The organism is Agrobacterium sp. rho-8.1 (assembly GCF_033957725.1).
Classification (GTDB): Bacteria; Pseudomonadota; Alphaproteobacteria; order Rhizobiales; family Rhizobiaceae; genus Agrobacterium.
The window spans coordinates 1,378,906-1,393,484 of sequence record NZ_CP192789.1; the positions used below are offsets into that span (position 1 = coordinate 1,378,906).

The 14,579-nt window shown below is 56.0% G+C and carries 11 protein-coding genes, 1 tRNA gene and 1 pseudogene; 10 read left to right on the forward strand and 3 right to left on the reverse strand.

Annotated elements, in window-relative coordinates; genetic code table 11:
* The first annotated feature begins 322 nt into the window (after positions 1–322).
* The gene (locus tag RMR21_RS21205; RefSeq protein WP_498671385.1) at positions 323–520 is read left to right on the forward strand and encodes a hypothetical protein; all 198 of its coding nucleotides are present in this window, start codon (positions 323–325) and stop codon (positions 518–520) included.
* Between the two features lie 220 nt (positions 521–740).
* Here RMR21_RS21205 and RMR21_RS21210 read toward each other — a convergent pair.
* Positions 741–951, reverse strand: a pseudogene (locus RMR21_RS21210) (hypothetical protein); the annotation flags it as partial.
* 436 nt (positions 952–1,387) lie between these two features.
* Complete coding sequence (locus RMR21_RS21215) at positions 1,388–2,809, reverse strand: aminotransferase-like domain-containing protein (protein ID WP_498671386.1); 1,422 nt, start codon at positions 2,807–2,809, stop codon at positions 1,388–1,390.
* A 119-nt stretch (positions 2,810–2,928) separates the two neighbouring features.
* Here RMR21_RS21215 and RMR21_RS21220 point away from each other — a divergent pair, with 119 nt between their 5' ends.
* The 6 genes from RMR21_RS21220 (at position 2,929) to RMR21_RS21245 (ending at position 10,353) form a co-directional block, all read left to right on the forward strand.
* Positions 2,929–3,849: a DMT family transporter gene (locus RMR21_RS21220; protein WP_498671387.1), complete on the forward strand. Its 921-nt coding sequence runs from the start codon at positions 2,929–2,931 to the stop codon at positions 3,847–3,849.
* 86 nt (positions 3,850–3,935) lie between these two features.
* Positions 3,936–5,279 (forward strand): hypothetical protein, encoded by a 1,344-nt coding sequence (locus RMR21_RS21225; RefSeq protein ID WP_498671388.1) that lies wholly within the window; start codon positions 3,936–3,938, stop codon positions 5,277–5,279.
* 50 nt (positions 5,280–5,329) lie between these two features.
* The gene (locus tag RMR21_RS21230) at positions 5,330–6,559 is read left to right on the forward strand and encodes a hypothetical protein (protein WP_498671389.1); all 1,230 of its coding nucleotides are present in this window, start codon (positions 5,330–5,332) and stop codon (positions 6,557–6,559) included.
* Positions 6,560–6,568: 9 nt separating this feature from the next.
* The gene (locus RMR21_RS21235; RefSeq protein WP_498671390.1) at positions 6,569–7,228 is read left to right on the forward strand and encodes a 2OG-Fe(II) oxygenase; all 660 of its coding nucleotides are present in this window, start codon (positions 6,569–6,571) and stop codon (positions 7,226–7,228) included.
* Positions 7,229–7,849: 621 nt separating this feature from the next.
* Entirely contained in the window at positions 7,850–9,286 is a 1,437-nt protein-coding gene (locus RMR21_RS21240) for a DUF6880 family protein (RefSeq protein WP_498671391.1), read from the forward strand.
* A gap of 329 nt (positions 9,287–9,615) precedes the next feature.
* Complete coding sequence (locus RMR21_RS21245; RefSeq protein ID WP_498671392.1) at positions 9,616–10,353, forward strand: SHOCT domain-containing protein; 738 nt, start codon at positions 9,616–9,618, stop codon at positions 10,351–10,353.
* 156 nt (positions 10,354–10,509) lie between these two features.
* Here the strand turns inward: RMR21_RS21245 and RMR21_RS21250 are convergent.
* Positions 10,510–10,599: transfer RNA gene (locus RMR21_RS21250), tRNA-Ser, on the reverse strand.
* A gap of 225 nt (positions 10,600–10,824) precedes the next feature.
* Between RMR21_RS21250 and RMR21_RS21255 the strand changes: the two genes are divergently transcribed.
* The 3 genes from RMR21_RS21255 to RMR21_RS21265 are packed head-to-tail and all read left to right on the forward strand — an operon-like array spanning position 10,825 to position 14,571.
* Positions 10,825–11,643, forward strand: coding sequence for an N-formylglutamate amidohydrolase (locus tag RMR21_RS21255; protein WP_498671393.1), 819 nt, complete (start codon positions 10,825–10,827; stop codon positions 11,641–11,643).
* Entirely contained in the window at positions 11,640–13,514 is a 1,875-nt protein-coding gene (locus RMR21_RS21260; RefSeq protein WP_498671394.1) for a flavohemoglobin expression-modulating QEGLA motif protein, read from the forward strand. Before RMR21_RS21255 ends, RMR21_RS21260 begins: the two co-directional genes overlap by 4 nt.
* A 10-nt stretch (positions 13,515–13,524) precedes the next feature.
* Positions 13,525–14,571, forward strand: coding sequence for a glutathione synthase (locus RMR21_RS21265; protein ID WP_498671395.1), 1,047 nt, complete (start codon positions 13,525–13,527; stop codon positions 14,569–14,571).
* Positions 14,572–14,579: the final 8 nt, after the last annotated feature.

Consider the following 14,579-nt stretch of genomic DNA (forward strand, 5'->3'; position numbering starts at 1 on the left):
TTCAAAAACATCAAGCCGCCGACCAGGAGCCACGTGCGGGTCGGCGGTTTTTTTTGACCCTGTGTCGCTGAAACGATGTCAGCTTCTGGATCGACGTTTTGTGTTCATAGGGGATGGCTTCCTGGACGTCGATGGCTGACATGTGCGGCCCAATCGAGCGGATTGTCGAAAACAAAATCGCGATTGCGACAGTACCGAGGTGGCACTCGATGCCGTCTGACGGCCCTATCACTTTAGCATTTTAAGCCGCGAGATAACGATATTTCTGGAACCTGTTGGCGTACCACCAGTTTGCTTCCCGGTACCCAAAAGGAGAAATGTCATGAGAGATATCAACCCGACCCCGGATAACCCCGTGGAAACGCCACGCGGTCCAACTTCGACACCCGGCATTCCAGATCGCGTGCAGGAAAAGCCACCTGTCCCGCCAATCAACGATCCCGGTGACACGAAGAACCCCAATGATCCCACACTCAACCCGGCATTGCTGCCAATCGGCGATCCTGCCGGCGCAGCCTGAGGTTTATGAAATTTTGAATGAAGGCGCGGTCCAGCCGCGTCTTTTTGGAGTCCGAGCGGTAGGTGGCTCACCAACCCACCTCCAACACCGCTGCGTCAAAGTTGGTCGTGAAGATTCTATTCGTTTTCATGCAGATGTGTAATGAAGACGAACGCGTCGCAGGAGAGCGTTTAACGTTCTCACGGAAACATATTCTCAATTTTCGAGATAGCTTTCGCATTCATGGTGCTTGCTCACTCTGAGCGGGTCCTGCTCGTTCCGCGTCATTTCCAGCAGCCCTGAAATAGCTTTCGCATTCTGTTGGCGTGAAGCTGGACATCAGTTCGCCGACCGCGTCCCATAGAAGAGCATCGATTTTTCGCTCTCTTCGTGCCCGCAAAAATGGCCTTCGACTTCGAGGAAGCAATCTCAAAAGGATTGAAGTGGGTGCTGCAATCCCGGCCTGCGCGGGGCACGCAACTCGCTCATCGTCTACAAGGGGCGATTGGATACGTAAGGGTTGAATATTCAGTGCTGGCGGACATTGAGTCAAACCGCTGAACCTACGCACCATCAGCGCCAGGTGCGGTAGTCACCGGATATTTACCATCAAAGACTGAATCCGTTCATTCAACGACCATGCTCCTACGCCCTGCTTGCCAGTTTTTGACTCCGCTTTTGACAATGGCGGCGGTGCAAGGGGGCGCGGTCTGTCATGCGCCATCATCGGACATCAATGTCCACCATCCGTGGAGTTAACGATGCCGTGGGCAGACGCCGCCTGCCTACCTTCATATTCGGTCGTCGCTCCGGGTAGCTGCACCATCATCCCGAATCCGAGGGATGATGCTTTCGTCCATCGCTGGTTCATGCCAGTCTTAGGGCCTGTTACGTCGAGATTAGCAATGGTCGCAGCGAATTGAGACCTGCTGCGAGATCCTCGAAATTGGGAGCACCCAGACAAAGCCGCAGTCCCGACTGGCCATCTCCGGAGCCTTCGACCGAGCTTGAGGGTGTGATGGCAATACCATTCATGACCGCCGCCGACACGACCTGCTCGGCCTTTTCGGAGGGCATCGGCAGCCAGATGTGGAAGCCTCCGTCCTTGCATTTGAGCGGGACATCCGGGCCCAGTAGTTCTTGCGCCGCCCGTGTCCGGCGTTGCGATTCTGTACGCACTTCGTCAATGATGATCTGGGCGGCACCAGTCTCGATCAGGCGAGAAGCAATAATCGTATCAAGGGAACTTGCCGTGATCATGGTTGCTTGTATCCGACTACTAATCCCGCTGAAAAAACGGTCGTTGGGCGCAAGGATAAATCCCGTTCGCAGAGCGGGGCAGACGGTTTTGGAAAGGCTGCTGATGTAAAAGCAGATGTCCGGTGCCAGCGCCGCCAGTGGCGGTGGTGCTCCAGGGATAAGGGCGCCGTACACATCATCTTCAATAATTATTAGATTTAACCGTCGGGCAATCTCGATGATGTCCTCCCGGCGCTTCAGGCTCATCACGCTTGTTGTCGGATTCTGCAGGGTCGGCACCAGATATGCAACCCGAGCACCCGTTCGCTGGGCTGCCTCTGCCAGGGCTTCGGGCACAATCCCTTCGTCGTCCATGTGGACAGCACACAGCCGAAGATCGTTCTGCGCTGCCGCAGATCGAACGCCCGCATAGGTGAAGCTTTCAACCAGCACGCTGTCTCCCCGCGCCGTACATACGGAGAATGCAAGGCTGATAGCATGCTGCGCCCCTTTGCACACAGCCATCCTTCTCGAGTCTGCCGGCAGGCCCTGCGATGTGATCCATCGTGCGAAAGAGCCCCGGTGCTCATCGAAGCCTGCTGATGGACCGTAGCTGCAGAAGTCGATCCAGCTTTCGGGTTTGTGTCCGAGTTCGGCAAACACGTCCGCGAGACGATAAAGCGACTGGACCATCGGTGGTTCATTGAGTGCAAGATTGAGCGTCGCGAAATTGCGGTTACGGACCTCTTCGGATCGTGGTGTTGCAATGGCGGTGCCACTCGTCTGACCGACAGGGGCGACAAGCCCGCTGACGCGTGTGCCTCGCCCAACATGCCCTTCAATCAATCCACGCATCTCGGCCTCGAGATAGGCCCGCGTAATCGTGCCGGGGCTGACTCCCAGTGCCTTTGCAAGGTTTCGATGGGGCGGCAGGGCGTCACCGCCGACAAGATTACCCGACGCAACGTCACGCGACAGGGCCTCAACGATGCGCAGATAGATCGGCGCGGCGTCGACCGATCCTGTGCCTATTTTAGGCATCCACATTTCATCTCCTTCCACTTGACTCATTTTTTATTACGTGACATTTTGTACTAGTGCATATAGTGCAATTTATTAGATAATGCTCTAGTTCATTTTTTGACCGACGATATTATCAGCTGCAGATGCTTGCAGAAGGAATTGTCTGAATGGCCATATTGCAGAACGCAGGCGCGCGCACCACAACCTCAGCTCATGAAAATATCGGTCTCTTACTCGGAACGATAGCGGTTTTGGCCTTCTCTCTTACACTCCCTATCACGCGCTATTTAACGCACTACCTCAGTACATGGGATATTGGTTTGGGTAGAAGTTGTCTTGCTGCAATTGGTGCAGTGTTCGTCCTCATCGTCACTCGGCAGCGCCTTCCAACAAGGCGGCAATGGGGGCGACTTGCCCTGACGGCTTCAGGCATTGCGTTCGGTTTTCCTCTGCTGACGGCGCTGGGTATGAAAACGGTGCCAGCCAGCCATGGAGGGATTGTCCTTGGTAGCCTTCCCCTCGCAACAGCACTTATCGGCTGCCTTCTTTCCAAGGAGCGGCCATCTTTCGCCTTTTGGGTGGTTGCGTTGGTTGGCTTCGCTCTGGTTTTCATTTTTTCGCTCTACAGCCAAGGTGGCACGGCGGATCTGTCGTTTTACACCGGTGACTTGGCGCTGATCGGTGCCGTCGTGATGGCCGGCATTGGTTATGCGCAGGGAGGCATACTGGCCCGCTCCCTAGGGGGGTGGCAGGTTATTTGCTGGACCCTGGCCGCCAGCCTGCCGCTCCTCATACCTGCCACGATCGCGACGGCCAGCTGGGACAACTTCGCTGCTTTGCCGCTTATGCCGTGGGCCGCCTTTGCTTTTCTTGCGCTTGTCAATTCACTGATCGGTTTTTTCTTTTGGTACCAGGCTTTGGCGATCGGTGGCATCGCTCGCGTCAGCCAAGTGCAACTTCTCCAGCCGTTCTTCACATGGCTTTTTGCCGTCTGGTTCCTCGGCGAGGATTTTAGTCTCGTAACGCTGGTGTTCACGGCATTGACCATTGCCACCGTGATCGTGGGTAAGAGAACACTCGTTCGGTAATGTACTAGATCAATAATCCAATATTGTTATATATCAATTTAATTTTACAGTAAATATTTTCAATTATGCAATTAGGGGAGATAGAGATGCCTCGAGATAACGCTTGCCCGCGCCTAGAATTTGGTTCCACCGGCAGCACAAGCCGTCATTCAATTAGGACTGAAAGCGCCGAATTCGGCTCGCGCTATTCGCGTTACGGCTGGGGAATCGATGTCCGCGCGACATATGCACATCTTCCGTGCCAGTGGTTCTGGACTTGGCTGACCGGGAAATATCCTGTCCAGCGCGAGCCGCGCCGTCCGGTCGAAACGTTGCTCGCACCCTGGCAGCTCGGTCTACAGATTCTGTGGTCGTGGGGCCTGATCGCGGCATCCCTGGTCCTCGGCGCCCTCCTTTACAGCAGCCCGGATATCGGCGTGGTGACCAAGGTGGTCTGCACGCTGCTACTGTGGGTGATCGTAACCAACAGGAACCGCGGCCTGCTCCATACTTTCCACTATACCAACCATGGTGCCTCCATCCGCAATCAGCGGCTGGCACGGCTCCTCGGTAAGTGGTTCATGTCAATTCCGGTCATGCACCTGACCTGGGACGAATATCATCGCATCCATGCAGGCGACCACCACGCCAGCACATCACTCTGCACCGAGGATGATCCGGATGAACAGTTCATGACGGACCATGGATTCTATCCGGGTATGCCGGAGAGGCTGTTCTGGCAGCGCCTTGTGCTGGCACCATTTCACCCGCGAGCGATCTGGAACCACATCCTATTTCGGCTGCGACACAATTTCGTTATTCCGGAGCGCTCTGAAATCATTTCGCGTGTCGCCTTCTGGACGGCGGTGCTTACCGCCGTCGCGGCCACCGGTACGATGGACATCTTCCTCATCTATTACATGGTGCCACTTTTCTTGGTTACCCAGTATTCGTCCTGGCTGCAGCACACGACCGAACACCTCTGGTTTGCCACCCGGCCGGCCGATGTCCCGCCGTTCGTTTTCTACGCATCACTGACGTGGGGGCGTTTCCTCGGCCGGCCCTATCCGCGCGATGAACGGGGCTATCGCGGCTTGCTGTTGCGAGGAGCATGGTGGGCGCAGATTTTCCTCGTCGATCTTCCGGTCAAACTGTTTTCCTTCATGCAAGATCTGCCGAGCCACGATTTCCATCATCGCTCCCCACGCGTGAATTTCTGGTCGATTGCCCGTGAACGCGCCGCTGCCGAGGGGCTGCCCTCCAAATATGGCCCGATGGCCGAGACCTGGAGCCTTCTCGAAAGCTGGAAAGTCGTCCGCGATCAGGTTTGCTATGGCGAGGCGGATGCCTTCGGTATCTGGACATGGGCACGCGAACGCGAACGTGCCGCACGACAGGCGAGCCAGTGCCCATTGTGGGACTCGGCTCAGCGCGGGCGGGAAACCGCCTAAGTTTCAACTTTCACGTTTCCAATTTTTTTACAGTTCGTCAGGAGAAAGCAATGACGCCGGAAGCCGCGCGTGCCCACAACCTGTCCCATGGCTTTATAGACAGGGGCCTCAGTCAAACCATCTTGAAGGAAATAGCGAGCTCGGCCAAGGCGCCGCCATCCGCCCCCTATGAGGCTGAAATCAATCTCGACCTGGAGATGCTCCACCGCCGTTATTGGGAAATACGCAGCTCGATACCCAGCTTGCAATGCCGCAATCTGCCCTTCTACCTGATGATCAAGGAGAAATATGCGGATTTCAGGTGGCATATCTCCGACGACGGGGTCGTCATCGACTATCATTATAAGGGCCTGAAACCGAGCCTTCTATCGCTGCTGATGGAGCGGGTTCCGCATTACAATGCTGCGGTACAGGCGGATCCGCTCGATCGCATGTTTCCCGACATTGCCGCCGAAATCCGCGCGGTATTTCACCAAGTCGGGATCGTCGCACCGGAACAGGCGCAGATGGAGAAGGTAGCGCTCTGGCTGCGCAAGGGTCTCGATGGCGAGACCCTGACCATCGTTTCGCCCGTCTGTCCTGACTATGCGGTGGAGCCCATCAGTGAGACGGAGGAGGCGGCCGGTAACGGCCCCGGTCAGCGCATGCGCGCCCGCCGCCATCGGTTCACATTCGCAGGCCTTGGCGAGGATATCGGCGTAACGGCCGCGCATCTGTTCCAAGCGGCGCCACGGCTGCACACGTTGTTATGCGAGCGGCTGGGCCTAGATGTCCGATATCTCGTCGCGCCGGGCGATTTCGAAGGGTTTTCCGACGAGACCTGCCAGCGCCTTGGCGTTGATGATGCGACCTTCCTGACCAAGGTCGCGGCCCAGGCGCGGACAATCGAACAGCAGGCCCCCATTGCGGTGGCCAGCCGTCCCTTCACGGACCTGTGCGGCGGACGACAGGGCTGGATGGTGCGATGGAAGGATATGCTTTTGCGCATACGGGACGGCGACCTGTCCGCCATCGGGCGGCAACCATGGGTACGTGCCACCGCGCTCGGTCGACGCGAGCTCTATGATCGCTGGTACGGCTGCAAGAATCGGGAAGACAGTTTCTATCTCGATATCGCCCTCAGGCAAGCTGCGGAATATGCGGCCATGGGGCAGGTCGTTGCCGCAAGCAAGGACCTGCAAAATCCCCTCATCCTGGGTGCGGACGACCATAAAATGGGGCGCTTTTATTCCATCGCCTCGGAAATTCCTGTCCTCTATCTGCAACGAAACTATGAGTAGGACCAATATATGCTGAAGAATGTTGTTGACGTCAGTGCGTTCCAGCCCGTCCCGATCCCGATCACCAGCGAGCATTTCGATATGCTCGCCGATACCGGTACGGCGATGTTTTCCCCCGAGATTATTTTCACGCCGGAAGAGCTCCAGCGTATCGACACGGCGCAGTCGCAATTGCCGGAAGAAAAGGTTCTGATCGGCGACGCGGGAGAGCCCAATCTACTGCATGTCCGGCGGATCGTGGTGGATCTTGCCGGCGAACTGCCGCGCCGGGTCAATTCGCCTCATTCGGATGCAATCCTGGCTATCCTCGACGACGAAAGCCGGCGCGATTTCTTTCGGCGGTTGCTTGGCAAGGAGAAACATCTTCGCCGCTGCCAGATCAATCGCATGACGCAGGGGTCATTCATCGGTCGTCATGTCGATCGCGACAGCAACCCGGACTACGACGTGGCAGTCGTCGTCCAGCTGGGCAAGAGCTTTTCAGGCGGCGAATTCGTCGTGCATCCCGCAGAAAGCGAACCAACTGTGTTTCGTCCCGAATACGGTACCGTGCTGGTCAGTCGTTGCGAGGTCCCGCACGAGGTGCTGACCGTCAACTCGAACGAGCGTACGTCACTCGTGTTCTTCCTGTCGGATCATGCCGGTGAAAATCGGCGCGTCCTTACCTAATACGCCGGTCCTGCAGCCCGTGACCGCGAGCTGCAGGACACCCTCGCTGGGCAAGTCCAGTCGGCCAACGAAGGTGAGCCGTTCTGTCCAAAGTGCGGAGACACCGATCTCTACAGCATCCGCCACCGCTGCTTCCGTTGTGCGGACGATGACTGCATGAAGGAGTTCTCGGTGACCTCGGGCACTTTATTCCATTCCCGCAAGCTGTCTTTCAAAAAGCTCATCATGGCGCGCTCGGAGGCATGACCGCTGTGAAGCGGGTTGAGAGGTGAGACCTATGCTGATAGCAATCGAGAAGCTTTCCGATCGGTGTGCTCTCCAGTATCTTCGTGTCAGGTGCAGCACCGAATCTGTCTACCTGCGCTTTGAGATCACGCGCCCACTTCTCAGCCTTCAAACTTCGTATCGAACGATTTGCAATGGGGCTTCATGCCACGACAACGAACTTGTGCTTGCCAACATCCTCCAAGTTTTCTGGTCGTCGCCATCTCAATCTCCATTTGCGATCGACATGACGTGTAGGATGCCTCCTTTGAGGAGGCTAAAGATAATTCCAGTACGTCCGCCTTGGCCAGAAGGACCAGACAGGTTAACGTTGGCGAAACAAATCGAAGACGACGCATGGCAGCCAAGACCACACTCAACGCAAAGAACCTCGAGGCACTTGGCGCACAAAGGCTTGCCGAGCTTCTCATCGAGATCAGCACCGGCAGCGCCGCACACAAGCGTCGTCTCCGGATGGAGATCGCAGGTATCCATAGCAGCGCTGATGTTTCCAGAGAGGTTCGCAAGCGGCTTTCCAGTATCGTGCGCGCACGCACCTTCATCAATTGGCGCAAAGTCAAGGCAATGAAGATGGATCTGGAGACCCAGCGCAAGACGATCGTTGATACGGTTGCGCCGCACGATCCAGTTGAAGCGTTCGAACTGATCTGGCAGTTTCTGGCTGTCGCGGATCCGCTGTTTGGACGATCTGACGATGGCAGCGGGTCGTTGATCCAGAGCTTCCATCAGGCATGCACTGATGCCGGGGCGATCGCCAAGGCTGCGAATATCGACATCGACGTGCTGGCCGAAAAGATATTCAAGGCATTACAGGACAATGGCTATGGGCAGTTTGACCGGCTGATCACGGCCATGATCCCAGCGCTGGAGAATGAGGGCCTTACCCGCCTCAGAGCACTTTTCGTGACCTGGTCGAAAGAACCAAAAGAGAAAGCTCGCAAGACGGAGCGGACAGTCATAGGCTGGAGCAGTGCCGGCGCGATCTACGAGGACGAGGTTTACGGCAACCACAACGACCTCACGATCCGCATCGCTCTCCAGCAAATCGCCGACGCCTTGGGCGACGTGGATGCCTATATCGCACAACAGCCTGAAAAGACACGTGCAGCGCCTATGGTTGCAGCAGACATCGCCCACCGCCTCGTATCAGCGGGACGAGCCGAGGAAGCTCTGAAGGTGCTCGACAAAGTCGATACGAGCGGACGAACGGATGTCCCATTCGAGTGGGAGTTGGCTCGCATTGAGGTTCTGGAAGCACTCGGGCGTGGTCAAGAAGCGCAGGCATTCCGGTGGAGGTGTTTTGAGCAGTCGTTGCACGATGAGCATCTGCGCGCCTACATCCGACGCCTGCCTGACTTCGATGACGTTGAGGCGGAGGCGAAGGCGTTCGGCTACGCCCAGGCATTCCCGAACGTCCATCGTGCTCTGCACTTTTTCCTGCGCTGGCCGTCGCCAGCAGAGGCGGCAAAGCTGGTCATGAAGCGAGAGGTGGAACTGGATGGCGATCTCTACGGACTGATGACGCCAGTTGCAGACGCGCTGTCCACGAAACACCCGCTAGCAGCGACCGTTGTTCTTCGATCCATGATCGACTTCACTCTGAGGAGTGGCCGGTCGAGCCGATACAAGCACGCAGCACGACACCTTGCAGAATGCGGATCGCTGGCGAGCCAGATCGAGGACTTTGGGAGCAGACAGTCGCACGATGCTTATGTAGCTGACCTGAAACGAGAGTACGGGCGGAAGTCGGGGTTCTGGAGCCTGGCGCAGTGATCCTAACCTGAGCTTGCCAGCGTCCTCTGAGTTTCCGTCTCGTCGCCATGTGATCTCCAATCGATATTGAAGATCACGCATAGGATGCCCCTGAAGGGAGTTCCAAGTATGATGCTGGCGGATTTTTAAACTCGAGAGCCTTGAACCAACTATCTCGGTCGATGTTGCCCGACGTTCTGCAGCGCCTATCTTCATGGCTTCGCAAATGTAATAAGACATTCCGAACCAATGGAGCGCAGCTTGTGATCAGAGATACTCAGGAACAAAGCATTGTCGATGGCCTATCCCAGCGACACGGCGTCAGCCAAGGCGTCATCGAGCATCTTGCAATGGCGTTGATTGCAGGCCACACCAATCAGGCGCAGTTCAATCACTCCGAACTTGGCGGGATGGGGCAATGGTCGAACGGTGGCATGATCATGGTCGGCGACATGTTCAACAATGGCCTGAAGCATCGTGTCGACATGCTCTGCTCGGAGATCGCCGATTACATAAGGTCGGGTAAATTGTCCGGTCCGAAACCAGTTCGGTCTCATCAGTCACAGAGCCAGGGAGACGGCAGCAGCTTTTTCTACCAGTCAAGTTCGCACAGCAGTGCCTGGCCAGAACATCTGGGACAGGCTTCGTCGACTGGTGCCCAGAACAACCTTCGCTACGCGTTCTTTCCTGCAAGCCGCCGATTAGCCATCGATGTCAACGGAGAGATCACCGTTTACGATACGAAGGACCACAACATTGGCGGCTTTTCCCAGCAGCAGAGCGGGGACCAGTCATTAAGTTTCACATCTCAGCATGGTCTCATCCGTGTGGCTGATCTCGATGTCGTCCCTACCGCCGACAGCCCACAGACGCCTCAAGACGCGCAGAGAGCGGTGCCTACTCAGGTTCAACCGACACCAGTTCCGTCTATGGCGCTTCCAAGCACAAGTGTTGTCCCTGGTCCGACAACTTTTGATCAAGACGATATTATCAGCAAGATTGAACGGCTCGCCGGTCTGCGCTCCAAAGGTATAATTTCGGACGAAGAATTTGCAGCTAAAAAGACGGAGTTGCTGGATCGGCTGTGAGGTTGCCACAAAGGGAAACGCGCAGATCGATATAGTGGGCAGGCTGGCGCTTAGTGGGAAGCGTCGCGCCTGTGGCGCTGACCAACGCAGCCAAATGATCAAGCACCGATAAAAGCCAGGTTTTCGACAGGAGCCCTTGTCACTCAAGGGTCATAATGGCGGAGAGGGTGGGATTTGAACCCACGATACCCTTGCAGGTATGCCGCATTTCGAGTGCGGTGCATTCGACCACTCTGCCACCTCTCCGCGGGCACGACGTTTGTGGGTCGTGCGGGCGTTCTCATAACCAGCAAACCGGCTGCGTGCAAGGGTTAAATGGCTGTTCTGGCAGCGGTGTTGCAAGTTTTTGATGCTTTTGTGAACTTGCACTGTTTTGCCTGCCGAAATGTGTAAGCAGAAGCGGTTCCCATATCGGAATAAGGAACAAGTTGCATGTTTTCGTGTTTCCAAATCAACGCGTGAGGAGAAAACATGGCAAACAGCGTCGCGGAAACGGCTACTGGGGGACGGCATTTTTGGTCGATTGTATCAGGTGATTCTCCCGTCATCGCTACTGCGGTTCACGATGGCCACGCAACGCGGTCTGAGGTAGAGGAACTGCTGGCGCTGTCCTGTGCGGAGCGGCTTCGGGAAGAAGACCCGTTCACGGGTGATATGATCGCCGGCCTGATCAACCGCGTGATCGTCAACCACTCCCGGTTTGAAGTCGATCTCAACCGTGCAAGAGATGCGGCGATCTACCTTGAGCCGGAGCAGGCATGGGGGCTAAAGGTGTGGACGGACAGACCGCCCGAACAGGTGATCTCAAAGTCTCTCAATTTTCACGATGACTATTATGCCACACTCGAGCATCTTTTGATGCAAATGCAAGATCGTCACGGTGCATTCGTTCTTCTTGATGTTCACAGCTACAACCATCGGCGCGATGGTGCGGACGAAAAGCCTACAGCGCAAGCCAAGGCGCCCGATATCAATATCGGCACTATCTCGATGCAAAGAGACCGCTGGGCGGACGTGATCGACGCGACGATAGAGCACTTTAGCGCTGCCAAGATCGGCGGGCGACACCTCGATGTGCGGGAAAATGTCGCTTTTCAAGGCAAGGGTGAACAGACACGCTTCGTACACGAGCGCTTTCCTGAACATGGCTGCGCAATTGCAATCGAGTTCAAAAAAATCTTTATGGACGAGTGGACAGGCGAGCCGGACGTCTCGATGATTCGAGATATCGGCGAAGCGGTGAAATCGCTTGAACCGGTCCTTGAGGAACTGCTGGCAGGGCGCAGATGAGTGCGTCACAGACCAAGGATTTGACTGATACGTATCGAGGTTTGGAAGAGGTCTCAGCGCTGCTGGGCGCGGGAAAGGCCATTCGGCACGATATCGGTCATGATGGACGGTTGCACATCGACAGACCATTACCATTCATCTGCCTGCACCTTATCAACGGCTCGAACGGGCTCGCCGCGCGTGACATTGCGGCTGCAAATGCGTCCTATCTGATTGCAGCCAACATAGCGGAAGCGATTCCGATTCTGGATCTGGTCGGCGCCGAGATGAAGAAGCGCTTCGGCACCTTCGTCGTACTCGATATGGGCGAATTGGAACACGACGTCCTCCTGGCGGACGACTCGCCATTTTTACCGCAGTACGACGTGAGGGTCTCTGCCACGCAGGACCCCGAGGCGCAGAATGCGAAGCGTGTTTTTGTGAAAGCGGTTTGCGACGCTGATATTCGATTCCGGACGCCTCGCATTATCGACACGGAAGCTGAAAACGATCCCGTCTCGAAACTGAAGGCAGCCGGGCTGCGATTTTCTTGTATCGGCGTGCGCTTCGCGCCCATCTATCGCCAACCGGAATCGGGTGCGGATTATCCTGGACTTCGCGAAACAATGATTGCGGATTTGTTCGACGCGGGACTGCGGACATTTGCGGCTTTCGCAAGCGCGACGGATACGCTGAAAGCGACGTCTCATCGTGCGTTGGGTCGCAAGGCCTTCGTGGATGCCGTCCGCCGCGCCGACCGTTCGATCGATGACATCGCCGCGTCTTTCGACTTTCTTATTTCAGTTACGCCGATCAATGCGCGAAAAGCTTTTGCCGACTTCAAAGAGAGCGATTTTCAGTCCGCTCCGCATTTTCTCTATCGTCCTTTGAGTGTCGATATCGAAGAGCAGAAACGTAAACTTTATTCGGTTGCCTTTGATCACCTCGAAGACCCTGTCCTCTACCATCTCTACCGTGAAAAACAGCAGGAGATCGATCTTCAGCTCAGTATGCTGGCACATCTCCACAAACGTCAGTTCACGGATTTCAGCCGGGCGCTTTACGGCTCTGTCGAGCCATCGTTGCTTGCTCTTGCCCAGACTGTCCTGGTGCAATGCCCTCGTCCAGATCATGGCGAGGAGATTGCCATGGTGGATTGTTACGAGGTGACGAAAAAAGCCCGCGAAATGGTGGATGCCTATCGCCATGATGATCCTGAGTTCGACGCCCGCGTTGACATCCGTGACGATCTGCCACCGGGCTTGATGGTGTCTGGCAGCAAGTTGTTCGTGTCGCGACACACAGTCATGGAAAAAAGACGACTGGATGCCTTGTTGCATCATGAAATCGGCGTTCATCTTCTAACCTATTTCAATGGCTCCGCGCAGGGTCTGCGGCTCTTCAGAACCGGGCTTTCGGGTTACGAAGGTGTGCAGGAGGGCTTGGCCGTTCTGGCCGAATACCTCGCGGGAGGCATGACGCGTGATCGGTTGCGGTTGATCGCCGGGCGCGTCGTTGGTTGTGCGGCCATGCTAGGTGGTGCCGACTTCATAGACACTTATCGCTTGATGACGAGCGAACATGGCTTTGATGATGCTGCCGCGTTCAACATGGTGTTGAGAATTTATCGTGGAGGAGGGCTTTCCAAGGATGCAATCTATCTTCGTGGCCTGAATGAAATCCTTGAGCATTTGAGAAACGGCGGCTCACTCGATCCGTTCTGGATGGGCAAGATTTCTGCGGCTCATTTTCCGGTCATGCAGGAACTGGCGTCGCGCGGCCTGCTGCGGTTACCCGCCATAAGACCCGCATTTCTTGGTTCTGCTAAGGCCAAAGAACGCCTCGACATAATACGATCAGGACTACCGATAGCCGAAATGGCAACCTTGTAAGGGAGGACACATGCGTATCGCATTTTTCGTGAATTCAATCGAAGGCGAGCAGCCGACATTCGCGACAGGGCTGCTGGCCATGGCGGCACTCAACCGCGGCCATGAAGTAGTCTATCTGACGCCGGGCGATTTCACGCTGCGCCGGGACGACTCGCTTGTCGTGCATGGCCTCATGGTTCCACGTCAGAAATACAAGAAGACCGAAAACTTCCACGCGGTGCTTCAGGAAAAGAAACTGGAGCGGGAGACGATCGACATCGAGGATATCGATGTCCTGATGCTGCGGAATGACCCCTCTTTGGATCAAACCGCACGTCCATGGGCGGTTCATTCCGGTATTCTGTTCGGTCGTCTGGCCGAGCAGCGTGGCGTCGTCGTTCTGAACGATCCAGAAGGTCTCGCGCTGGCTCAGAACAAACTTTATTTCCAGAGCTTTCCGGAAATCGTCAGGCCGACAACGCTGATTTCGCGCAACGTCGAGGAAATTCGTGCTTTCGCCGATGCCCACCCAAAGGGCGTTATCGTCAAGCCCTTGCAGGGTTCGGGCGGTAAAAATGTTTTCAAGATCGGATCCAGCAAGGAGACAAATCTCAACCAGATTTTCGAGGCCGTCAGCATCGAAGGATATTTGATTGCGCAGGCCTATCTGCCTGCCGCCAAAGAGGGTGATATTCGCTTTTTCATGATGAATGGCGAGCCATTGATGCGTGACGGTCAGTATGCCGCCCTTCGCCGCGTACCTGCGAAGGGCGACCTACGGTCTAACATCCACGCCAGCGGCACCGCAGAGGCCGTCGAAGTGAGTGATGCGGTGATCGCACTGGCAGAAATGATGCGGCCTAAACTGGTGGAAGACGGCATGTTTTTGGTCGGCCTCGACATCGTGGGCGACAAGATACTGGAGGTTAACGTCTTTTCGCCGGGCGGACTTTCGCACATCCGGGAGCTTGCGAAAGTGGACTTTACCGACACGATTATCGAAGCCATCGAAAAGAAGGTCGCCATGCAGCAGGCATCTGCAGGCATGCTGAACAACCGGTTGCTGGCGACGCTGTAAAGGCCGCC